The organism is Streptococcus cuniculi (assembly GCF_001921845.1).
GTDB classification, from domain to species: Bacteria; Bacillota; Bacilli; order Lactobacillales; family Streptococcaceae; genus Streptococcus; species Streptococcus cuniculi.
Genome location: NZ_MSJM01000001.1, coordinates 266947 through 290256, shown reverse-complemented (window position 1 = coordinate 290256; position 23310 = coordinate 266947). Strand labels below are relative to the sequence as shown.

Annotated in this window: 22 protein-coding genes and 1 other annotated feature; of the genes, 21 read left to right on the top strand and 1 reads right to left on the bottom strand. The window is 44.8% G+C overall.

Annotated elements, in window-relative coordinates:
• Positions 1 to 31 precede the first annotated feature (31 nt).
• From efeO to asnA, 7 genes are all read left to right on the top strand, one after another.
• Positions 32 to 892 (top strand): iron uptake system protein EfeO, encoded by an 861-nt coding sequence (gene efeO, locus BU202_RS01400; RefSeq protein ID WP_075104011.1) that lies wholly within the window; start codon positions 32 to 34, stop codon positions 890 to 892.
• 3 nt (positions 893 to 895) lie between these two features.
• Positions 896 to 2128, top strand: coding sequence for an iron uptake transporter deferrochelatase/peroxidase subunit (efeB, locus tag BU202_RS01395; protein WP_075104010.1), 1233 nt, complete (start codon positions 896 to 898; stop codon positions 2126 to 2128).
• On the top strand, positions 2106 to 3803 hold the full coding sequence (locus tag BU202_RS01390; protein ID WP_075104009.1) for an FTR1 family iron permease: 1698 nt from the start codon (positions 2106 to 2108) through the stop codon (positions 3801 to 3803). The genes efeB and BU202_RS01390 overlap by 23 nt, the downstream gene beginning before the upstream one ends.
• Positions 3793 to 4512: a twin-arginine translocase subunit TatC gene (gene tatC / locus BU202_RS01385; protein WP_075104008.1), complete on the top strand. Its 720-nt coding sequence runs from the start codon at positions 3793 to 3795 to the stop codon at positions 4510 to 4512. The genes BU202_RS01390 and tatC overlap by 11 nt, the downstream gene beginning before the upstream one ends.
• A 1-nt stretch (position 4513) precedes the next feature.
• Entirely contained in the window at positions 4514 to 4693 is a 180-nt protein-coding gene (locus BU202_RS01380) for a twin-arginine translocase TatA/TatE family subunit (protein WP_075104007.1), read from the top strand.
• An 87-nt stretch (positions 4694 to 4780) separates the two neighbouring features.
• A complete protein-coding gene (locus tag BU202_RS01375; RefSeq protein WP_075104006.1) occupies positions 4781 to 5818 on the top strand; it encodes an MmcQ/YjbR family DNA-binding protein in 1038 nt (345 codons plus the stop codon).
• Positions 5819 to 5922: 104 nt separating this feature from the next.
• Positions 5923 to 6915, top strand: coding sequence for an aspartate--ammonia ligase (gene asnA / locus BU202_RS01370; RefSeq protein ID WP_075104005.1), 993 nt, complete (start codon positions 5923 to 5925; stop codon positions 6913 to 6915).
• Between the two features lie 223 nt (positions 6916 to 7138).
• Here asnA and BU202_RS01365 read toward each other — a convergent pair whose 3' ends face one another.
• On the bottom strand, positions 7139 to 7822 hold the full coding sequence (locus BU202_RS01365) for an excalibur calcium-binding domain-containing protein (protein WP_083605725.1): 684 nt from the start codon (positions 7820 to 7822) through the stop codon (positions 7139 to 7141).
• A gap of 211 nt (positions 7823 to 8033) precedes the next feature.
• Here BU202_RS01365 and typA point away from each other — a divergent pair, with 211 nt between their 5' ends.
• The 14 genes from typA (at position 8034) to ileS (ending at position 23069) form a co-directional block, all read left to right on the top strand.
• Positions 8034 to 9884, top strand: coding sequence for a translational GTPase TypA (gene typA, locus BU202_RS01360; RefSeq protein ID WP_075104004.1), 1851 nt, complete (start codon positions 8034 to 8036; stop codon positions 9882 to 9884).
• Positions 9885 to 9888: 4 nt separating this feature from the next.
• Complete coding sequence (locus tag BU202_RS01355; protein WP_075104003.1) at positions 9889 to 10170, top strand: DUF3165 family protein; 282 nt, start codon at positions 9889 to 9891, stop codon at positions 10168 to 10170.
• Positions 10171 to 10288: 118 nt separating this feature from the next.
• Complete coding sequence (murD, locus tag BU202_RS01350; protein ID WP_075104002.1) at positions 10289 to 11647, top strand: UDP-N-acetylmuramoyl-L-alanine--D-glutamate ligase; 1359 nt, start codon at positions 10289 to 10291, stop codon at positions 11645 to 11647.
• 3 nt (positions 11648 to 11650) lie between these two features.
• Positions 11651 to 12718, top strand: a complete 1068-nt coding sequence (locus tag BU202_RS01345; RefSeq protein WP_075104001.1) for a UDP-N-acetylglucosamine--N-acetylmuramyl-(pentapeptide) pyrophosphoryl-undecaprenol N-acetylglucosamine transferase — start codon at positions 11651 to 11653, stop codon at positions 12716 to 12718.
• Position 12719: 1 nt separating this feature from the next.
• Positions 12720 to 13742 (top strand): cell division protein FtsQ/DivIB, encoded by a 1023-nt coding sequence (locus BU202_RS01340; protein WP_075104000.1) that lies wholly within the window; start codon positions 12720 to 12722, stop codon positions 13740 to 13742.
• Between the two features lie 135 nt (positions 13743 to 13877).
• Positions 13878 to 15254, top strand: coding sequence for a cell division protein FtsA (ftsA, locus tag BU202_RS01335; RefSeq protein WP_075103999.1), 1377 nt, complete (start codon positions 13878 to 13880; stop codon positions 15252 to 15254).
• Positions 15255 to 15278: 24 nt separating this feature from the next.
• The gene (ftsZ, locus tag BU202_RS01330) at positions 15279 to 16481 is read left to right on the top strand and encodes a cell division protein FtsZ (protein ID WP_075103998.1); all 1203 of its coding nucleotides are present in this window, start codon (positions 15279 to 15281) and stop codon (positions 16479 to 16481) included.
• A gap of 1 nt (position 16482) precedes the next feature.
• The gene (locus tag BU202_RS01325; RefSeq protein ID WP_075103997.1) at positions 16483 to 17154 is read left to right on the top strand and encodes a YggS family pyridoxal phosphate-dependent enzyme; all 672 of its coding nucleotides are present in this window, start codon (positions 16483 to 16485) and stop codon (positions 17152 to 17154) included.
• 110 nt (positions 17155 to 17264) lie between these two features.
• Positions 17265 to 17699, top strand: a complete 435-nt coding sequence (locus tag BU202_RS01320) for a cell division protein SepF (protein WP_089503427.1) — start codon at positions 17265 to 17267, stop codon at positions 17697 to 17699.
• A 5-nt stretch (positions 17700 to 17704) separates the two neighbouring features.
• Positions 17705 to 17962: a YggT family protein gene (locus BU202_RS01315; RefSeq protein ID WP_075103995.1), complete on the top strand. Its 258-nt coding sequence runs from the start codon at positions 17705 to 17707 to the stop codon at positions 17960 to 17962.
• A gap of 3 nt (positions 17963 to 17965) precedes the next feature.
• The gene (locus BU202_RS01310; RefSeq protein WP_075103994.1) at positions 17966 to 18760 is read left to right on the top strand and encodes a YlmH family RNA-binding protein; all 795 of its coding nucleotides are present in this window, start codon (positions 17966 to 17968) and stop codon (positions 18758 to 18760) included.
• Positions 18761 to 18766: 6 nt separating this feature from the next.
• Complete coding sequence (locus tag BU202_RS01305) at positions 18767 to 19471, top strand: DivIVA domain-containing protein (RefSeq protein ID WP_075103993.1); 705 nt, start codon at positions 18767 to 18769, stop codon at positions 19469 to 19471.
• Positions 19468 to 19684 (top strand) — a binding site (T-box leader). (Overlaps the previous gene by 4 nt.)
• 133 nt (positions 19685 to 19817) lie before the next feature.
• A complete protein-coding gene (locus BU202_RS01300) occupies positions 19818 to 20258 on the top strand; it encodes a GNAT family N-acetyltransferase (protein WP_075103992.1) in 441 nt (146 codons plus the stop codon).
• A 12-nt stretch (positions 20259 to 20270) separates the two neighbouring features.
• Entirely contained in the window at positions 20271 to 23069 is a 2799-nt protein-coding gene (gene ileS, locus BU202_RS01295; RefSeq protein ID WP_075103991.1) for an isoleucine--tRNA ligase, read from the top strand.
• Positions 23070 to 23310 lie beyond the last annotated feature (241 nt).

The window sequence follows — 23310 nt, the reverse complement described above, 5'->3', positions numbered from 1 at the left end:
TGGAGGTAGGTTTTTAAGAAAGGGAACGATAATGAAAAAACTTGGGATTATCCTACTATCATCTGCGGTTTTATTAACGGCCTGTGCGACAACAGCGCCGAAAACGGAGACAACACAAGAAAGCACGACCATGCAAGTCGATCAAACAGCATTGGACAAGGCGACATCTGATTACAAGACCTTTGTCGAAGAGCAAATCGGTCAGTTATTGACAGACACAGAAAACTTTGCCCAATTGCTCAAAGACGGCAAATTAGAAGAAGCCAAAGCAGTCTATCCTGTCATCCGCATGGCCTATGAGCGTTCAGAGCCGATTGCAGAAAGTTTTGGTGAGTCAGACGTGAAAATCGACTTCCGTCTAGTGGACTACATGGAAGAAAACAAGACCGAAGACGGTTGGTCAGGTTTCCACCGCATTGAAAAAATCCTCTGGGAGGACAATACGACAGCTGGAACGGAAGCATACGCCGACCAGTTGGTCAATGACATCAAGGAATTGAAGGCCAAGATTGCGACTGTTGAAGTCACACCAGACATCATGTTGACAGGGGCGGTTGATTTGCTCAACGAAGTAGCAACTAGCAAGATTACAGGGGAAGAAGAAGTCTATTCTCATACGGACTTGTATGACTTTAGAGCCAATATCGAAGGAGCAGAGAAGATTTTTGAGCTCTTCAAGCCAATGCTCGAAGCAAAAGACGCGAATCTGGTCAGCACCCTTGAAAAAGAATTCCAGAATGTCAATGGTCTGCTTGACAAGTACATGACAGATGATACACACTATAAACTCTACACAGATTTGAGTGCGGAAGACACCAAAACCTTGGCAGAAGCTGTGACCAAGCTAGGTGAGCCGCTGTCTCAAATGGGGATTATCTTGGACGGGAAGTAAACAATGACAAAAGACGAAAAATGGTTTGATAAGAAAATGGATCGTCGTGAATTTCTCAAAAAAGCAGGTATAGGAGGGGCTGGGCTTGCGCTCGGTGCCTCTGGTGCATCTGCTTTTTTCGCTAAAAAAGTGATGGGAGAAAGCGCGAAAGCTGACGGTGGAGAAGAGCTTGCCTTTTATGGTGAGCACCAGGCAGGGATCGTGACGCCGATGCAAAAAAATGTCTATTTTGTGGTGCTGGACTTGCATTCAACAGACAAGGCTGAAGTCATCCAGATGTTTAAGGACTGGACAGATTATAGCGAGAAATTGGTGAGCGGGCAGTTGGTCAAAGAAGACGGGGCTAATAGCTATCTTCCGCCATTTGATACAGGAGAAACCGTTGGTCTCAATCCGCATCGCCTGACCCTGACGTTTGGCATTTCACCTGCCTTTTTGACCAAGTTGGGCTTGGATAGTAAAAAGCCAAAAGAATTTCGGGATTTACCTGTATTTCCGCGCGATCAACTCAAGGAAACATATACAGGGGGAGACATCGTCATTCAGGCCTGTGCAGATGATGAGCAGGTAGCCTTTCATGCGGTCAGAAATCTGGTGAGAAAGGCCCGCCATGCGGTGACCATGAAGTGGAGTCAGGCAGGATTTGCGGCGCTCGGCAATCGCAAGGAAACCCCGAGAAACCTCTTTGGCTTTAAGGACGGAACGGCTAATGGCAAGACGGAAGAAGAGTTCAAGGAAGTCATCTGGTGTGATGGGGCCGATTGGATGCGGGGTGGTACCTATATGGCGGTGCGCAGGATTCAGATGTTCTTAGAAACGTGGGATAGGACTAGCCTGAAAGAGCAAGAAAATACCTTCGGTCGTTACAAGGAAAGTGGCGCAGCCTTTGGGCAAAAAGATGAGTTTGATGAAGTGGATCTCGATTTGAAAGACGATAAGGGCGAGCCAGTTGTGCCGGTGGATTCCCATGTCCGCCTTGCTAAGGAGACGGGTGTTGAAATCTATCGCAGGGCCTATTCTTATTCTGATGGGATTGATGAAAAAACAGGACAATTCGATTCAGGTTTGCTCTTTATTTCATTCCAAAAAGATCCAGAACAGTTTATCACCATTCAAAATAATCTCGGAAATGTAGACAAGTTAAATGAATACATCACGCATGTTGGAAGTGGCTTATTTGCCTGTTTTGCTGGGGTGAAAAAAGGAGAGTACATTGGTCAAGCCTTATTTGAATAGACTGGTGCTGGTTGCGGTATTGGTTCTTGCTTTATTTACCAGCCCGGTATTTGCAAAAGAGTCCTATAGTCATCTCTTTATCACGATTACAGATGCGACTACAGCCTTGAACAAAGGGGATAAGGAAAGAGCAGAGCAGCTGATTGCTCAACTGCAGGCAGATTTCACGCAGGTTGATAACCATGATTCTAAGGCGGGTCAGCGGGTAGAAAAACGCCTTGTGGAATTAGAAAAGACACCGTCAGAAGAAAATTTGGTTGCTGTTTCAAAAGCTCTCTTGGACTTTGATGCCGAGCAACACCCAGTTGATGTTGAAGCTGAAAAAGAGAAGTTGATGAATAAACTCGTACCTTATTACGAGCAGTTGCAGGTTGCTATTGACAGCAAGGACATCGTAGCAATCAAGGAGCAGTACAAAAAGTTAAATAGCACTTGGACGGTCAATGAGGGGATTGTCCGCGATACCAGTACAGGTCATTATGGAAAGATTGAGACGGCTATTTCGTTCTTGCGCAGTAGCATTGAGACAGAACCTGTGGACTATAGCAGTATTCAGGCCTCTTTTGACGACTTGCAAACTGCTATTCAAGAGTTTATTGATGGCAAGGAAGTGGTGACAGCTGCGACCAATTTGACCTTAAAAGACGGGCTTGACCTCTTAGTGCAGGCAAAGACCGCCTTTGAAGCTGATGACAAGACCAAGGGTGCTTCTCTGATGAAGGAATTTATCACCATTTGGCCGACCATTGAGGGCGATGTCAGCACGCGAAATCCTAGCCTGTATACCCGGGTGGAGAGTGAGTCGCCTGTTATCATGGTGCGAGGGGAAGAGCCTGCTTATCAGGAAAGATTAGCCCAGCTGATTGCGGATTTGTCTAGCATTGACACCTCGGCCAGCTACAATGTTTTTGATGCCATGTTGATTTTGTTGCGTGAGGGGGTTGAGGCCCTTCTCATCGTCATGGTCTTAGTCTCCACCTTAAAAGCTAGCAGGCAGAAAAAAGGTTTGACATGGGTCTATGGTGGGGCACTTGCGGGTCTGTTAGCTAGTGCCCTCCTGGCGCTTGCTTTGCAGCAATTTTTCCCTAGGCTCTCATCAGGTGCGAATCGTGAAATCATCGAAGGGGCAGTCGGGATTGTGGCGGTCATCATGATGATTGTGATTGGTATCTGGCTCCACAGTAAGTCTTCGGTCAAGAAGTGGAATGCTTATATGGAACAACAGATGCGCGTGGTCACCGCAAGCGGTAGTTTTGTTTCCATGTTTGCTCTTAGTTTTCTAGCGGTCTTTCGTGAGGGGGCAGAAACCATTCTCTTTTATGCAGGGATTCTGCCCAAAATCACCTTGCAGGATTTCCTACTGGGTATCGCTTTGGCCTTCCTAGTCTTGGTCATCCTAGCATTTGTCATGCTGAAAACGACGAGTAAAATCAAACCGCACAAGGTCTTTTTCTACCTAACATGGCTGATTTATGGTCTCGCCTTTAAGATGCTGGGAGTGAGCCTGCACGCCCTTCAATTGACCAATATATTGCCTAGTCATGTGGTCAAGGGTATTCCGACTCTTGATGTCATCGGTCTTTATCCAAGTATCGAAATTCTGCTACCACAAGCCCTGCTCCTAGGCTTGATTGGCTGGCTAACCTGGAAGAATCGAGAGCCGCATGAAGACTAAGCAAGAATTGACCATTGTGGAGCACTTGACTGAATTTCGGAGCCGATTTATCTGGACTGTTTCCTTTTTCTTCCTCAGTTTTTTGGTCAGTCTCTATTTTTCAAGTAGCATCTATCAGTTTTTAACGCAGGGATTTTCCCAAAAATTGATTGTCTTGGGGCCAAATGACATTCTGTGGATTTATATCAATTTGGCGAGCCTTGTGGCCTTTACCTTGACCCTGCCTTTTTTGACCTATCAAGTCTGGGCTTTTGTTGTACCAGCCCTTGAAAAGGCAGAAGCAAGAAGCGTATTTTGGTATATTCCCGCGGTTTTTCTCTGCTTTGTAGCGGGGCTGCTGTTTGGCTTTTATCTGGTCAGTCCAGCCCTTTTACAGGTGCTCTTGTCCTTTGGCGAAGGGCTCTTTGATACCCAGTTAACCGCGCAAAATTATCTGGCTTTCTTGCTGCATACGACCATCCCGATGGCTGTTGTCTTTGAAATTCCTGTCTTGGTTGCTTTTTTGACCTCCATCGGTATCCTTAGCCCGCGATTTTTGGTACAATATAGAAGACATGCCTACTTTAGTTTGCTGGTGATGGCCGTGGTCATTACTCCAGCTGATTTTACCAGTGATTTAGCCATGACGGTGCCGCTCATTCTCATCTATGAAGTGAGTGTGGCGCTTAGCAAGTGGCTCTACCGAAGAAAAGAAAAAAGGAGAACCTGATATGGGAATCTTACGCGATATTGGAGCACCAGGAATGATTATCTTAGTCTTGGGTGCCCTCTTGATTTTTGGACCAAAACGCCTGCCAGAGTTGGGCGAATCCATCGGCAAAATGATTTCATCTTTTAAAAAAGCCATGGATCAAGGAGAGCAAAAAGACAAGGATGACGTAGCGAACTAGTGCGGATTTAGAGAGAAATGAAAAGAGTGGGGAAGGTCGATGAATCGATTTCCACACTTTTTTTTAAACAGGGTAAAGGAGGAAGCAATGTTGTTTGAAGACTCGTTTTTCAAGGATAAAATCTGGCAGAAAGACCGCCTCTTGGCCTATGGTTTTGAGGAAGAAAATGGGGTTTGGCGCTTTTGTCAGCCCTTTATGGATGGCCATTTTGAAGCGCGGATTCGGGTAGAATTGCCAAATCAGGCCTCTGCCCAAATCTGGGACTTGGATATGGATGAAGAATACCATGCCTTTCGCATTCAGCGTGCGGTCGGGGCCTTTGTAGGAGAAGTACGAGAGCGTTATGCGGAGATTCTGCACCACTTGGTGCAGCATTGTACCGAAGAAGAAACCTTTCAATCCGCCCAAGGCAACCGCTTGGTTCGCTATGTAAAGGAACAGTTTCAAGAAGTTCCTGATTATCCCTTTACCAAGGCGCCAGACATCGCCACCCTGCGCCATGCTACCAATCAAAAATGGTACGGCTTGGTGACCCAAGTGCCGTGGACAGCCTTGGGAGTGGCAGACAAAGCAGGAATAGTCGAAATTATCAATGTCAAAGTAGAAGCTGGGCAGATGAAGAATTTGCTTTCAACAGCAGGCATTTATCCTGCCTACCACATGTCTAAGAAAACTTGGGTTTCGATTAGCCTGGACGGCAGTTTAGCAGATGAGGTCTTGTTTGCCCTCGTCAGTAAGAGCCGCGATTTGGTCGCTCCGAAAGCGACGCAACTTTCATCTGGTCCTTGTTGCTGGCTTATCCCAGCCAATCCCAAACTCTATGATATTGATACCGAATTACGGAGCAAGGGCGAGATTCTCTGGAGCCAAAAGCCCAAAATCAAGGCAGGCGATATGGTCTGTATTTATATGACCGCACCGATTCAGGCCATTCGCTATCTCTGTCGCGTGACCAAGGCTAATATTGCTGAAAGCGATAGACAATACATGCAGCTGGAGGTCTTGAAAGAGTTGGCAGATAGCGATTTTCCCCTGTCGCAGATGAAGCGTTTAGGAGTGAAAGCAGTGCGTGGTCCTCGGCTTGCCACACCAGAATGCCGCCAGGCTCTTGAAACCTTGCTGTAAGGCTAATGGCCTAGGAGTATAAAATTATCAGAAAATTTAATATTTCACTTTACATATCCACTAAAAAGGCTATAATAGGAATATAGTTTTGGAGGTTATGGAGTATGAAGAAGAGTTTTATCCACCAACAAGAAGAGATTTCCTTTGTCAAAAACACCTTTACCCAATATCTAAAGGACAAGTTGGAAATTGTCGAAGTACAGGGCCCGATTTTGAGCCGTGTCGGTGACGGGATGCAGGACAACCTATCAGGGGTTGAAAATGCGGTAACCGTCAATGTCAAATTGATTCCAGATGCGACCTATGAAGTCGTTCATTCCTTGGCCAAATGGAAGCGCCATACCTTGGCTCGCTTTGGCTTTAATGAAGGGGAAGGTCTATTTGTCCACATGAAGGCTCTTCGGCCAGATGAAGACTCGCTTGATCCCATTCACTCGGTCTACGTAGACCAGTGGGACTGGGAGAAAGTCATTCCAGACGGCAGACGCAACCTCGCTTATTTGAAAGAGACGGTGGAGTTGATTTATAAGGCCATTCGGCTGACAGAATTAGCTGTGGAAGCTCGCTATGATATTGACGCAGTCTTGCCTAAGCAAATTACCTTTATCCATTCGGAAGAATTGGCAGAGCGCTATCCAGGCTTGACACCAAAAGAGCGGGAAAATGCCATTGCAAAAGAATACGGAGCTGTTTTCCTGATTGGAATTGGTGGAGAGTTGCCAGATGGCAAACCACATGACGGCAGAGCACCTGACTACGATGACTGGACGACACCATCTGAAAATGGCTACAAGGGGCTAAATGGAGACATTCTGGTTTGGAATGAGCAGTTGCAATCTGCTTTTGAACTATCTTCTATGGGCATTCGGGTGGATGAAGAAGCGCTGAAGCGCCAAGTTGCGATTACAGGCGACGAAGACAGACTGGAATTTGAATGGCATAAAGCATTATTAAATGGTCTCTTTCCCCTCACTATCGGTGGCGGTATCGGGCAATCGCGTCTTGCCATGTTCTTGCTCCGCAAAAAACACATCGGCGAGGTCCAATCCAGCGTCTGGCCACAAGATGTCCGCGATACGTTTGAGAATATATTGTAAGACTAGTATAAAAGAGGTAGGGATGAAACAATCCTTTCCTCTTATTTTTTGTATAAGCTAAACAGTTTAGGTGTTGATATTCAGAGGAGTGCTTGTTGATTTCTGAAGGCAGAAACTGGTTTAGTTTTTGAAGAGAAAAACAAGAAAACCACCAGTTTATACTGATGGCTGTTAAGGTTTCTAGTCTTCCTTTATTTCAGATTATTTTGCTCAACCATTAATCTCACTCGCAGGCAACACCGTCTCCGTCTCGATCTAGATGGGGTCCATAACCGGGTTGACCTCTATAAATAGGTGCTTTGCCAGCGGCTCTGACTGCTGCACAATTTGGATAGTGAGACGCGTTTGCCCCTGTTCCTGCACTTGGTCGTTTTGGCGTTGGTGCTGGTGTAGCATATTGAGTTTGGATTGGTGCTCCTAAGGAATTGGCGTAGAACTTAACGCCTTCTTGTTGCCAGCCATGTCTCGGGAGGATAGAATACTCATTCGCATCAGTTGTCCAATGGTGTAGGCCTCTTAATTTAAAGTTGTAGACCCGGTAGATTGGCACAGAACCACCAGAGTAAAAGACGGGCTGACCATTATTATCAGCAGTCCAACCATGCTTACGGATTAGGGTCTGTACTTCATTGACATCTGAAGTATAGAGATGGTTTTGTAAACCAGCGTTGTAAAGGCGATAAACAGGAGTTCCAGCATCAGGAGCATTCCAGGCAATGCCTTCATATCCCCAACCATGTTGTTTAAATAAGACATCTTTCTCATTTGCAGATGTCGTATAGAGATGCTCCCCATTCGTACGGTTATAAAGACGATAGATAGGAGTATCTGCTTTTACATGAGTAAAACCAAAGAGTGCAAGGGTACTACAGGCTGCAACGAGCAATAAAGACAGTTTCTTTTTCATCAGGTTCTCCTCTTTTCTTTATTGATTTATGAGATTAGTATAGCATAAAAACAAACCGAATAAAAGCGTTTTCCAAACCGCGAAAGAAGACAGGAATGGATGTAATATTTTCAAATCCCTATCTGAAAACATTTACAATCAGCTTATCGGTGCTTTTTGTGGAGATATGTGATATACTTTTTTAGTTAAACTAAACAAAGTAGAGGCAGATATGACAAATTTAAGAAATGATATTCGTAATGTCGCGATCATCGCTCACGTTGACCACGGGAAAACAACCTTGGTCGACGAGTTGTTAAAACAATCTCAAACGCTTGATGAGCGTACACAGTTGGATGAGCGCGCGATGGATTCAAACGATATTGAAAAAGAGCGTGGAATTACCATTCTTGCAAAAAATACAGCAGTTGCTTATAACGGCACTCGGATTAACATCATGGATACGCCAGGGCACGCGGACTTCGGTGGAGAAGTCGAGCGGATTATGAAAATGGTTGATGGGGTTGTCCTTGTTGTCGACGCCTATGAAGGGACCATGCCGCAGACGCGCTTTGTATTGAAAAAAGCGCTGGAGCAAAACTTGACCCCAATCGTTGTGGTTAACAAAATCGACAAACCATCTGCTCGACCAGCAGAAGTGGTGGACGAGGTCTTGGAACTCTTTATCGAGTTAGGTGCAGATGATGACCAGTTAGAATTCCCAGTAGTCTACGCATCAGCCATTAACGGAACTTCTTCTCTTTCTGACAATCCAGCAGACCAAGAAGAAACCATGGCACCAATCTTTGACACCATTATCGAGCATATCCCGGCTCCAGTGGACAATTCAGACGAGCCCTTGCAATTCCAAGTGTCACTTTTAGACTACAATGATTTCGTCGGCCGTATCGGTATCGGACGCGTATTCCGTGGAACGGTGAAAGTTGGTGACCAAGTAACCCTTTCAAAATTAGACGGCACAACGAAAAACTTCCGCGTGACAAAACTCTTTGGTTTCTTTGGTCTTGAACGCAAGGAAATCCAAGAAGCAAAAGCAGGAGACTTGATCGCCGTTTCTGGTATGGAAGACATCTTCGTTGGAGAAACCGTTACGCCTACAGATGCGATTGAGCCACTACCAGTACTTCGTATTGACGAGCCAACCCTTCAAATGACCTTCCTTGTGAATAACTCACCATTTGCAGGTCGTGAAGGAAAATGGATTACCTCTCGTAAGGTCGAAGAGCGTCTTTTAGCAGAGTTGCAAACAGACGTATCGCTTCGGGTTGACGCAACAGACTCACCAGATAAATGGACGGTATCAGGCCGCGGTGAGTTGCACTTGTCTATCTTGATTGAAACCATGCGTCGTGAAGGCTATGAGCTTCAAGTATCACGTCCAGAAGTTATCATCAAGGAAGTGGACGGCGTGAAAATGGAGCCGTTTGAGCGCGTGCAAATCGACACTCCTGAAGAGTACCAAGGATCTGTTATCCAAAGTCTTTCTGAACGCAAGGGTGAAATGCTTGATATGCAGGCGACAGGAAATGGTCAAACTCGTTTGGTCTTCCTTGTGCCAGCTCGTGGTTTGATTGGCTATTCAACAGAGTTCCTTTCAATGACCCGCGGATATGGAATCATGAACCATACCTTTGACCAATACCTTCCAGTCGTTCCAGGTGAAATTGGTGGCCGTCACCGCGGTGCCTTGGTTTCGATTGATGCAGGAAAAGCAACGACTTACTCCATTATGCGGATTGAAGAACGTGGTACGATTTTTGTTAACCCAGGTACAGAAGTCTACGAAGGAATGATTATCGGGGAAAATTCTCGTGAAAATGACTTGACAGTTAATATCACGACAGCAAAAGCCATGACCAATGTCCGCTCGGCGACCAAGGACCAAACAGCTGTTATCAAAACACCGCGTATCTTGACCTTGGAAGAATCACTTGAATTCTTGAACGACGATGAGTACATGGAAGTCACACCAGAATCTATCCGTCTACGTAAACAAATTTTAAATAAAGCGGAACGTGACAAAGCCGCTAAGAAGAAAAAATTAGCAGCCGAAGAGGGCTAAGCCTATGTTTTATCTGATTGTTGCCATTATGTTGGTACTATTCTACATTTTCGCCGCACCGAGCAATATCAAGGGCACCATGAATGTGGTGGCGGCCGTCTTTATTGTGGTTGGGCTCTTGATTGCCTTGCTGCTGGGCCTTTTGAAAGTGTTGCAATCTCCGCCAGAGATGTGGCTCGTTATCGGAATGGTCGTGGTTGGACTATGGGCTATGCGCGATATCTATTTCTTGGATAAACCGAGAAAAACACTGCGTCCAAAGAGAAGACCCTATCGTTATCGGTGAATACATAATAGAGTAGAATCCATTTTGGTTCTACTCTATTTCTTTTCCGCTTTCGCTTGAAAAAGGAGCGCATTCAAGGTAAAATAGATAGGCTAGGAATAGAAAGTATGGTACCAAGATGAATCAGGTAAAACAATTTGAAAATACAAAAGTATTGGTTCTAGGGCTTGCCAAATCTGGTGAGGCTGCAGCGCGTCTGTTGGACAAATTAGGTGCAATTGTCACAGTCAATGACGGGAAACCGTTTGACGAAAATCCAACAGCCCAATCTCTCTTAGAAGCAGGAATTCGTGTGATATGCGGTAGTCATCCCTTGGAATTATTAGATGAAGACTTTGCCCTTCTAGTGAAAAATCCAGGAATTCGCTATGACAATCCTATGGTCGAAAAAGCACTTCAAAGAGGCATTCCTGTCTGGACAGAGGTGGAGTTGGCTTATCTTGTTTCTGAAGCGCCGATTATCGGGATTACGGGATCAAATGGGAAAACAACCACCACAACCATGATTGCAGAAGTCCTCAATCAAGGTCAAAAATCAGCTAAACTCTGTGGCAATATCGGTTTTCCTGCCTCATCTGTTGCCCAAGAAGCGACTAAAGAGGACGTCCTCGTCATGGAATTGTCCTCTTTCCAACTCATGGGAACAAAAGAGTTTCGTCCTCATATCGCAGTCATCACCAATCTGATGCCGACCCACATCGACTACCATGGCTCTTTTGAGGAATACGTGGCAGCCAAGTGGCGGATTCAAGAGCAGATGACAGCAGACGACATGGTTATTCTTAATATGAACCAGGAAATTGCAGCCTCATTGGCTAGCAAGACCAAGGCCCAAGTGATACCTGTTTCGACACAAGAAATAGTTGACGGAGCCTATCTTTTAGACGGTCAGCTCTACTTTAAGGGAGAGCGCATCATGGCAGCAAGCGACATCGGTGTACCAGGTAGCCACAATATTGAAAATGCGCTTGCGACGATTGCCGTTGCAAAGGTGATGGGCGTTGATAATCAAGCTATCCATGAAGCCCTGTCAACCTTTGGCGGAGTTAAGCACCGTCTGCAACATGCAGGACAAATCAATGGCGTGACCTTCTACAATGACAGCAAGTCAACCAATATCTTGGCGACCCAAAAAGCCCTGTCTGGTTTTGATAATAGCAAGGTCATCTTGATTGCAGGTGGACTTGATCGTGGCAATGAATTTGATGAGTTAGTGCCAGATTTAGTAGGCTTAAAACACATGGTTATTCTGGGCGAGTCTGCTCCTCGTGTGAAACGTGCAGCGGATAAGGCTGGAGTATCGTATACAGATGCCCAAGATGTAGCTGATGCAACGAAAAAAGCGTATCAATTAGCAGAGACAGGGGATACGGTCCTTCTCAGCCCTGCCAATGCCAGCTGGGATATGTATGTCAACTTTGAGGTACGCGGCGATAGCTTTCTCAAGACTATCGAGGAATTGAAGGGAAATAAGTAGTATATGAAAAAAATAGTCTTTACAGGGGGTGGGACAGTCGGTCATGTAACGCTGAACCTCCTGTTGATTCCACGATTTCTCAAGGACGGCTGGGAAGTGCACTATATCGGGGACCGCAAGGGAATTGAATACCAGCAACTCGTCCAGTCAGGGCTAGATGTTCAGTTTCACGGGATTGCAACGGGGAAATTGCGCCGTTATTTTTCCTGGCAAAATCTCCTAGATGTTTTTAAGGTAGTTTGGGGCATTGTCCAATCGATTGCTATTTTATTGTCTATCCGCCCACAAGCCCTCTTTTCAAAGGGTGGTTTTGTGTCAGTGCCACCTGTTATTGCCTCACGTGTATTGGGCATTCCTGTTTTTATCCATGAGTCAGACTTGTCCATGGGCTTGGCCAATAAAATCGCCTACAAATTTGCGACCACCATGTACAGCACCTTTGAGCAAAGTAGTGAGTTAGCAAAAGTCAAGCATGTGGGTGCCGTGACAAAAGTCGCAACAGCAAAAAATGTCACTCCGATTCAGCTACCAGAAATCATGAGCCAGTTGGATGAGCATCTGCCAACCCTGCTCTTTGTGGGTGGATCAGGTGGGGCTAAGGTCTTTAATGACCTGATTAGTCAGCATCAAACAGCATTGACGGAGCGGTTTAATATCATCAATCTAACAGGTGATAGTAGTCTCAATCACTTATCGCCGAGACTATACCGAGTAGATTACGTGACAGACTTGTATCAACCCTTGATGAATGAGGCCGATGTAGTCATCACTCGCGGTGGCTCCAATACAATTTTTGAGCTGGTCGCTATGCAAAAACTGCACCTGATTGTTCCTCTAGGTCGCAAGGCCAGCCGTGGCGATCAGTTGGAAAATGCCCGCTATTTTGAAGAAAAGGGCTATGCCAAGCAGTTAGATGAAGACGAGCTCACCTTTGATACTTTAGTGGCAACAGTAGAGCAGTTATTGGCAGAAAAAGAAGGCTATATCGAGAACATGGCGCATTCGACAGAGATTCAAACACTGGATCATTTTTATCAATTGCTGAAAGAAGATATAGAAAGAAAGGCGTAGAATGACGGAAAAGGACTCCTTGGAAGAAGTCACACAGGACCCGCAAGACCTACAAGAAGAAGCGGAAAGCCAAGTAGAAGAACAAGCACCTGAGACCGAGACGGAACCAGAAGCAGAAAGCGATTTTCTTGCTCAATGGAAGGAACGGCATCAGGCTTATTTGGCGAGCCAACAAGAGACAGAATCAGAACAAGAGGAAGCAAAGTCAGAAGAAAAAAAACCGGCTCGTTCCCCTAAGTTGAGTCAGAAAGTGAAAACCAAGAAGGTGAAGGATGCAAACAGCATCCAGTCTTCACAGGAGCTAGAAGTAAAGCCAGTAGTGACGCGCGCTCCGATTCCCCGCAAGGCCCTCTTACAAGCCAGTCCAATTATTGCAGTAGCCATCATGGGAATCTTGCTGGCGGTCTATTTCATCAGCCCTTTGAGTAAAGAAAAGAAAATTGAGGTTGTTGGAAATCAGCGTATCGATACGGAAACTGTCCTTCGTTACAGCAGAATTTCGAGCAAAGACTACGCCTTGACAACTTTACTTGAGACCAAAACTATTGAAGACAACATCAAAAACAGCAGCAACGTTGTCAAATCAGATAAGATGACCTTCCAATTTCCTAACCGTTTCACGATTCATGTCGAAGAATTCACGGAAGTTGGCTATCTAAAAGATAAGGATGGATACCGCTTGGTACTATCGAGTGGAAATATTTCTGAAACAGCCATGCCGCTAGAGGGATTGCCAGCGCAACACACCCTAATTAACTTAGCAAATAAAGATTTGGTTAAGGAACTTGCGCTACAATTAGCAACGATTGATGCCGGAATAGTCAGTAACATAGAGAGTATCGATTTGACCCCAAGCAAGGTAACCACGGACTTACTGACGATGACCATGCGCGATGGGAACGCCCTGCTCATCCCCCTCAGTGAAATTGACACAAAACTCCCCTACTACCCTAATATAGCCAAGCAGCTTTCTGTCCCTAGTGTCGTTGACATGGAGGTCGGTGCATTTAGCTATGCAAAATAGAAAAAAATAACAGAAAAAAGCTTTTCTATCACCATTTTTGAATATTGTATGGTATAATGAAGAGTGAATAATTATATTTAAAACATTGAACTAAAAATTCTTAAAAAGTTTGAGAAGTAAGAGAGGACTGATAGGATGGCTAGAAATGGCTTTTTTACGGGATTAGATATCGGTACAAGCTCCGTTAAAGTCTTGGTTGCAGAGTATGTAGAAGGCGAAATGAATGTGATTGGCGTGAGCAATGTCAAAAGCTCAGGCGTGAAAGATGGAATTATTGTCAATATTGACGTTGCAGCAAAAGCGATTAAAACAGCGATTGGACAAGCCGAAGAAAAAGCAGGTATTCGGATTGATAAGGTAAATGTTGGCTTGCCAGCAAACCTCCTTCAAATCGAGCCTACCCAAGGGATGATTCCAGTAACAACAGATTCACAAGAAATTACAGACGTAGATGTGCAAAATGTTGTGAAATCAGCTCTAACAAAGAGCATGACTCCAGAACGTGAAGTGATTTCCTTTATACCAGAAGAGTTTGTGGTAGATGGGTTCCAAGGCATCAAAGACCCTCGTGGTATGATGGGGATTCGTTTAGAGATGCGTGGCATGCTCTATACTGGTCCGCGTACAATCTTGCACAACTTGCGTAAGACCGTTGAACGCGCAGGCGTTCAAGTAGAAAACGTTGTGATTTCTCCGCTTTCATTGGCTCGTTCAGTTCTCAACGAAGGTGAAAAAGAATTTGGTGCCATTGTCATTGACCTTGGTGGTGGACAGACAACTGTTGCGGTAATGCGTGGTCAAGAATTGCAATATACCAACATCTATCAAGAAGGTGGCGATTACATCACCAAAGATATTTCCAAGGTATTGACAACTTCTCAAAGCATTGCTGAAAACTTGAAATTCAATTACGGAATTGCTTACCCACAAGAAGCTAGTGAAAAAGAAAAATTCATGGTCGAAGTGATTGGAGAATCAGCTCCAGTCGAAGTGACAGAGCGCTACTTGTCAGAAGTGATTTCTGCCCGTCTTCGTCAAATCTTCACCCGTGTGAAACAAGACTTAGAACGGACACGTGCCTTGGACTTGCCAGGTGGCATCGTCTTGGTCGGTGGTGTAGCAGTATTGCCTGGTATTACAGAACTTGCTCAAGAAATTTTTGGAGTGAATACCAAACTATACGTACCAAATCAGATTGGTATCCGAAACCCAGCCTTTGCCCATGTCATCAGCTTAGTGGAATACGTTGGCAGCCTAGATGAAGTTGAAATGATTGCGCAAGCAGCTGTGAACGGCGAAGCAACACTTCGACAAAAACCAATCGACATTCCATTGAGTGCACCGAAAGTTCGTCCAGCTATTCAGCCAGTTCAACCAGAAGCACCAACAGAAGTTGCTCCTGAACCTGTTGAAGAACGGCCTTATGTTCCTTACTCAGAGCCAGAAGAGGACGAGTCAAAAGTGAAAATCACAGATCGCATTCGTGGTTTGTTTGGAAGCATGTTTGAATAAGAAAAGAAAAAAGGTGATAAAACTATGACATTTTCATTTGAAGCAGCAGCAGCTCATGGCGCTGTCATTAAAGTTATTGGTGTTGGTGGTGGCGGCGGAAACGCTATTAACCGCATGATTGAAGAAGGCGTTTCTGGTGTTGAATTTATCGCAGCGAACACGGATGTTCAAGCGCTTAGCAGCTCAAAAGCGGAAACCGTTATTCAATTAGGTCCAAAATTGACACGTGGACTCGGTGCTGGAGGTCAACCTGAAGTTGGTCGTAAGGCAGCTGAAGAAAGCGAAGAAGCTCTTACCAATGTATTGACAGGCGCAGATATGGTCTTCATTACAGCTGGTATGGGTGGTGGATCTGGTACAGGTGCTGCACCAGTCATCGCACGTATCGCAAAAGGCTTGGGTGCCTTGACAGTTGCCGTTGTTACCCGTCCATTTGGATTTGAAGGAAACAAACGTGGTAACTTTGCGATTGAAGGAATCGAAGGTCTTCGTGAGCAGGTTGATACCTTGTTGATTATCTCAAACAACAACCTTCTTGAAATCGTCGATAAGAAAACTCCGCTCCTAGAAGCACTTAGCGAGGCAGACAACGTCCTTCGCCAAGGTGTTCAAGGGATTACAGACTTGATTACCAACCCTGGTTTGATTAACTTAGACTTCGCAGATGTGAAGACTGTTATGGAAAATAAAGGTAATGCCCTCATGGGAATCGGTATTGGGTCTGGTGAGGAGCGTGTCGTAGAAGCAGCTCGCAAGGCTATCTACTCACCCCTTCTTGAAACAACAATCGATGGTGCAAATGATGTCATTGTCAACGTAACAGGTGGTTACGACATGACCTTGACGGAAGCAGAAGAAGCATCTGAAATCGTTCATCAAGCAGCTGGTCAAGGTGTCAACATTTGGCTCGGAACTTCCATTGATGAAACGATGAAAGACGAAATCCGTGTGACTGTTGTCGCAACAGGTGTTCGTCAAGAAACAGGTGAAAAACCAGTACGTCAACGTGTAGACTATGCACCAATCGGTCGCCCTGTTTCACAAGCTGTAGCGCCAGCAGAAGCTCCAGCTTCAAAGGCGTCAGCCTTTGGTGAATGGGACTTGCGTCGCGAAAATATTCTTCGTCCGACTGAAAACACAAACCATTCAACTGTTTCAGTTGAGAAATTTGCGATGGATGAAGAAGAGGATGAATTAGATACTCCACCATTCTTTAGAAATCGTTAAGATGAATTTACAACAGAATAAAGATGCTGTATTTGCTGCTCTTGAGCAGGCGAAGAAAAATGCACATCGATCTCAAGATTTAGTCAATGTAATAGCTGTCACCAAGTATGTTGACAGCTCTATTACTAAAGATTTGGTTGCTACTGGAATTCAGCATATCGGTGAAAACCGGGTAGACAAATTTTTAGAGAAATACCAAGCCTTGTCAGACCAAGGACTCACCTGGCACTTAATTGGTAGTTTGCAAAGAAGAAAAGTAAAAGATGTCATCAACTATGTCGATTATTTTCACGCTTTGGATTCGGTCAAATTGGCACAGGAAATCCAAAAACGTGCTGACAAAACCGTGAGATGCTTCCTGCAAGTCAACATTTCTAAGGAAGAAAGCAAACATGGCTTTCTGGTTGATGAGTTAGACGAGGCTTTAGAACAGTTGTCGCTCCTTGATAAGGTTGAAGTTGTCGGCCTGATGACCATGGCACCTTTTGAAGCTAGTCATGCAGAACTCATGGCTATTTTCTCAGAAGCAAAGGCAATACAAGAGCAATTACAGGCCAGAAAACTACCCCATATGCCCTTTACTGAACTCAGTATGGGAATGAGTGGTGATTTTGCGGAGGCCATTTCTTGCGGAGCAACCTTTATCCGTATCGGGACAGCATTTTTTAAATAAGGAAGAAAAACGTGGCTTTTAAAGATACATTTAAAAATATAATTAATTACTTTGAAATAGACGACGACAGAGAGCAAGAAGCGTACGCATTAGAAAACGAGGGACCTAAGATGAGAGTAGCTCCTACGCCAACACATGAGGTGGCAACACCTGCGGAACCAGCTAAGTTTACGCGTTCTCAAGCAAGTGCAAGACCAGTTACCAGACAGCCAGAAGAACAATCCATTGTGAAGACGGCTACTGGCAACTCAACGATTGATATTAAGTACCCTAAAAAGTACGAAGACGCACCAGAAATTGTCCAATTGTTAATCGATGATGCTAGCATCTTAATCGACTTCCAGCACATGTCTGAAACGCAAGCTCGTCGCTGTCTCGATTATCTCGATGGAGCCCGTTCTGTCCTTTCAGGGAATTTGAAAAAGGTGTCAAATACTATGTGGCTCTTGACTCCAGCAAAAGTCACAGTCAATATGGAAGAGCTTCGCTCAAGTGCTCCTCATTATGCATCAGAGACAGCTTTTGACTTTGATATGAAACGGTAGGACTTATGACACTTGTTATTTTAATCCTATTGAAAGTATTAGAGATTTATTCCTATATCTTGGTTGCCTATGCCTTTCTTTCATGGGTTCCAAATGCTTATGACAGTTTCATAGGGCGCTTGATTACCAGCTTGGTGAGACCTATTTTAGCTCCTTTCCAACGATTTAAATTACAGTTTCTAGGCTTGGATTGGACCATCGTCCTCGTCTTGTTTTTGATTCATCTCTTATCGAGATTACTTGTTTATCTCTTGTATATCTAAGCTATGGATCAAGCATATCAACAATTAGTGCAACATTTTCCGAAAGAGGAGAAAGCCTTTATTGAGAAAGTCATTGACCTCTGTCAGCAGGTGGAGATGACCTACTCCTATCGTCTCACTTCTTTTTTGAATCCAAAGCAAGATGAAATGGCACAGTCGATTGCAGCCCATTTCCAGTTGAGCTATTGGAGCAGTCATAGTCTCGTTGCAACAGAATTTTCTCGTGGAATCATTGCGCCAGATTATTATCAGCTGGAGGAAGCTGACTTTGATATAGCAGTGGTTGAAGTGATTTATCCACGAAAATATCATCACTTGAGCCATTCACAGATTTTGGGAACTCTAGTCAATCGTCTGGGAGTGCAACGGCAGTATATTGGCGACATTCTGATAGAAGAAGAGCATACTTATGTCTTATTAGATAAGCGCTTTGTTCCTCTTCTGATGAACGAGGTTCAAAAGATTGGTCGCACGCCTGTCACGTGGAAAGAGTGTGATATACAAGCAATCACAGTTCATACATCCTCGGGCTATACAAGTGAACAGATTTTAGTATCGAGCTTACGGCTCGATAAAGTCGTCTCGGCAGTCTTTCGGATGGGGCGCTCGAAGGCCAGTCAATTGATTGAAGCAAAACAAATCAAGGTCGATTATTCTCCTGTCACACAAGTCGGAAAAAGCCTCAAAGCAGGACAATTAGTCAGTGTCAGAGGTTTTGGTAGAGTTCGTGTCAAAGAGATCGTCGGATACACCAAACACAGTAAAATAAAATTAGAAATAGAAGTTATTAGAAAGTAGGGAATTATGGTACTTACATCATTGGAGCTAAAAGATAAAACCTTTGGCACTAAATTTAGAGGGTATGATCCAGAAGAAGTAGATGAATTTTTGGACATTGTAACCGATGATTATGAAGAACTCGTTCGGAAAAATCATGAGCAAGAGATGGAAATCAAATCTTTGAGAGATCGTCTTGCTTACTTTGACGAATTGAAAGAATCACTCAGTCAGTCTGTTATTTTGGCACAAGATACAGCTGAAAAAGTGAAGGTTGCTGCGAAAGAACAAGCTGCTAACATTATCAAGCAGGCAGAATACGACAGCCAATCCTTGCTCAATGTGTCGAAAGACAAGGCCAATGAAATTCTACGTACTGCAACGGATAATGCCAAAAAAGTGGCCGTTGAGACAGAAGAGTTGAAGAACAAGACACGTGTCTTCCACCAGCGTCTCAAATCAACCATTGAGAGCCAGTTGGCCTTGGTTGATTCGCCTGAATGGGAAGAGATTTTACGTCCAACAGCTTCCTACTTGCAAACGAGTGATGAAGCTTTCCGTGAAGTTCTAGAGGAAGCCTTGGCTGAATCAGTTGATACACCTGAAGATGATTTGGATGTAACACGTCAAATGTCAGAAGAAGAAATGGCTGAATTAGCAAGACAGGCAGAAGCTCTTGAGCAAGAAGCAGCACAAGTTGAAGCTTATGAAGCAGGAACAACAGAAGAATAAAACAGATAATAGAAACACGAAAAGATAACGATATTTTCAGCGAGTAGGTGACGGTGGAAGACCTACATTCCCTAGCTATCTAATCATCATTCTATTTGATTTTTCCTGAAACCAGTAAGGAAAAACGGTTTGCTTTCCGTTAACGAGCAATTGAGGGATAGGCAAAGTCTGCCTGTCTGAACTAAGGTGGTACCACGAACTTTCGTCCTTTCTGACGGAGGTTTTTTATTGTTGTACTCTATAAAAATCAAAGTCTGATTAGGCAACGAAGTCGCAGGTAGAACTGACGTTCAGCAAGGCAAGTTAACGACATCAGAGTTTGATTTTTGACGAGTATTAGAGTGATATGATAAAACTACAACTAGTAGATGAGACAACATTTGATGCGGTCATTGGGCTGTCTGTCGCCCAAAAAGACGAGCGCCGTCTAGCTTCCAATCTCTACTCGCTCGCACAAGCCTGGCTCTATCGTGAAAAGGACGAACTTGAGCCCTTGGCGATTCTGGCAGGAGAGCAGGTAGTGGGCTTTCTGCTCTTGATGAAACAGCAAGAGGAGGAAAGTTATCTGATTTGGCGCTTGATGATTGACCAAACCTATCAAAATCGTGGTTATGGTACAGAAGCCCTGAAGTGGGTCCTTCGCTATGCCAAGAATGATCCTACTTGCAAGCGTCTAGTCACCAGCTATGTGGTCGGAAATCACAAGATGCGTGGGATTTTAGACAGTCTGGGCTTCCAGTCGACAGGCCTAGCCACCAATGAAATCGTAATGACATTAGAACTTTAAAAAGGAGAAGTTATGAAACTAAAAGAAACTCTTAATCTTGGAAAAACAGCCTTTCCAATGCGCGCTGGCTTGCCAACCAAAGAACCTGTTTGGCAAAAGGAATGGGAAGAGGCGAATCTCTACCAAAAACGTCAGGAATTAAACGAGGGCAAACCGCATTTTGTTTTGCATGATGGCCCTCCATACGCAAACGGGAATATCCACGTTGGACATGCCATGAACAAGATTTCAAAAGACATCATTGTCCGTTCAAAATCCATGTCTGGCTTTTATGCACCCTACGTTCCAGGTTGGGATACACACGGGCTACCAATCGAGCAAGTTCTAGCCAAACAAGGTGTCAAACGCAAGGAAATGGACTTGGTGGAATACCTCAAGATGTGTCGTGACTATGCTCTTAGCCAAGTGGACAAACAACGTGAGGACTTCAAACGCCTCGGTGTGTCTGGAGATTGGGAACATCCTTATGTGACCTTGACACCAGACTATGAAGCAGCGCAAATCCGTGTCTTTGGTGAAATGGCGAAAAAAGGCTACATCTATCGTGGTGCCAAGCCAGTCTATTGGTCATGGTCATCAGAGTCAGCGCTTGCAGAAGCAGAAATCGAATACCATGACTTAGTCTCAACCTCTCTTTACTATGCCAACCGTGTTAAAGACGGTAAAGGAATCTTAGATACCAATACCTATATCGTAGTTTGGACGACAACACCATTTACCATTACAGCTTCTCGTGGCTTGACCATGGGACCTGACTTTGAGTATGTGGTTGTGAAACCTGAAAATGACGAGCGTCAATTTGTCGTGGCAAGTGAGTTGTTGAACAGCCTCGCAGAGCGTTTCGGCTGGGAGAATCCACAGGTGGTTGCTAGCTATAAAGGTCAAGAATTGGACCGTATCGTGACTGCCCATCCATGGGATGCAGAGCAGGATGAATTGGTCATGAATGGTGACCACGTTACCCTTGACTCTGGTACAGGAATCGTCCATACCGCACCTGGATTTGGTGAGGACGACTACAATGTCGGTGTCAAATATGGCTTGGAAGTAGCCGTTACTGTCAACGAACGCGGTATCATGACAGAAAATGCAGGACCTGATTTTGAAGGGCAATTCTATGAAAAAGTAGTCCCAACGGTTATCGAAAAATTAGGCGACCTTCTCCTTGCCCAAGAAGAAATCTCTCACTCCTACCCATTTGACTGGCGGACCAAAAAGCCAATCATTTGGCGTGCTGTGCCACAATGGTTTGCATCGGTCTCAAAATTCCGTCAGGATATCCTCGATGAAATTGAAAAAGTCAAATTCCATACTGAATGGGGGAAAGTTCGTCTTTACAACATGATTCGTGACCGTGGTGACTGGGTCATCTCTCGTCAGCGTGCGTGGGGTGTGCCACTTCCAATCTTCTATGCCGAAGACGGAACACCAATCATGACGGAAGAAACGATTGAGCATGTCGCAGAACTCTTTGCAGAGCACGGCTCCATCATCTGGTGGGAACGAGATGCCAAGGATCTCTTGCCAGCAGGTTTTACCCATCCAGGATCTCCAAATGGTGCATTTACCAAGGAAACAGACATCATGGACGTATGGTTTGACTCAGGTTCATCATGGAACGGGGTTTTAAATACCCGCCCAGAATTGAGCTATCCAGCGGACCTCTACTTGGAGGGTTCAGACCAGTACCGCGGTTGGTTCAACTCTTCTCTTATCACCTCTGTTGCCTCAAACGGAGTGGCTCCTTACAAGCAAATTCTTTCGCAAGGCTTTACCTTGGACGGAAAAGGGGAGAAGATGTCCAAGTCTCTTGGAAATACCATCTTGCCAAGCGATGTTGAAAAGCAGTTCGGTGCAGAAATCTTGCGTCTCTGGGTAACCAGCGTTGATTCAAGTAATGACGTGCGGATTTCGATGGATATTTTGAGCCAAGTGTCTGAAACCTATCGGAAAATTAGAAATACTCTTCGTTTCTTGATTGCCAATACCTCTGACTTTGTCCCAGCAGCAGATAGCGTAGCCTATGAGGACTTGCGTCCTGTGGACCAGTACATGACCATCCGTTTCAATCAAGTGGTAGCAAGCATTCGTGAGGCCTATGCGGACTTCAAGTTCTTGGATATCTACAAGACCATTGTCAACTTTGTAACGGTTGATTTATCAGCCTTTTACTTGGATTTTGCCAAAGACGTTGTCTATATCGAAGGGGCGAAATCGCTTGAGCGCCGTCAAATGCAGACTGTCTTCTATGACATGTTGGTTAAATTGACCAAGCTCTTGACCCCAATCTTGCCACATACAGCAGAGGAAATCTGGTCTTACTTGGAGCATGAAGCAGAGGAATTTGTTCAATTAGCGGAATTGCCAGAGGCAGAAACCTTTGCTAACCAAGAAGAAACCTTGGGTACTTGGGCAGCCTTCATGGACTTCCGTGCCAAAGCGCAAAAAGCCTTGGAAGAAGCACGGGCAGAAAAAGTCATCGGAAAATCCCTTGAAGCCCATTTGACCGTCTATCCAGGTGAGGAGACAAGAGCCTTGCTAGATGCTGTCAAGAGTGATGTTGCTCAACTCCTCATCGTGTCACACTTGACCATCGCAGACGGAGAAGCACCAGAGGGTAGTGTTGTCTTTGAAGATGTAGCCTTCACCGTTGAGCGGGCAGCAGGAGAGGTCTGCGAGCGTTGCCGTCGCCTTGATACAAGTGTCGGCACCAACAGCAATCCGCATCTTGCAACTGTCTGTGACCACTGTGCAGCGGTTCTTGAAGCCAACTTCCCAGAAGCAGTCGCTGAAGGATTTGAAGAAAAATAGAGAATCAATGTGTTTACCTTTTCTAGGTCGTGTCCGACTAACGGAAAACGAAAAACGAGAAAGCAAAAAACCGAGATTTCTCGGTTTTTTGCTTTCTCGTTTCTAATTCTGCTAGTTTTTCATTGAGACTAATCTCCCTAGGTTCTAATTCTGCCATTTTGCATTGAAAATTTGCTTCCTAATTTTTAAGTTTGCCATTTTTTGAAGGACGTTACGAATAGATAAAGCGAACCATAAAAAA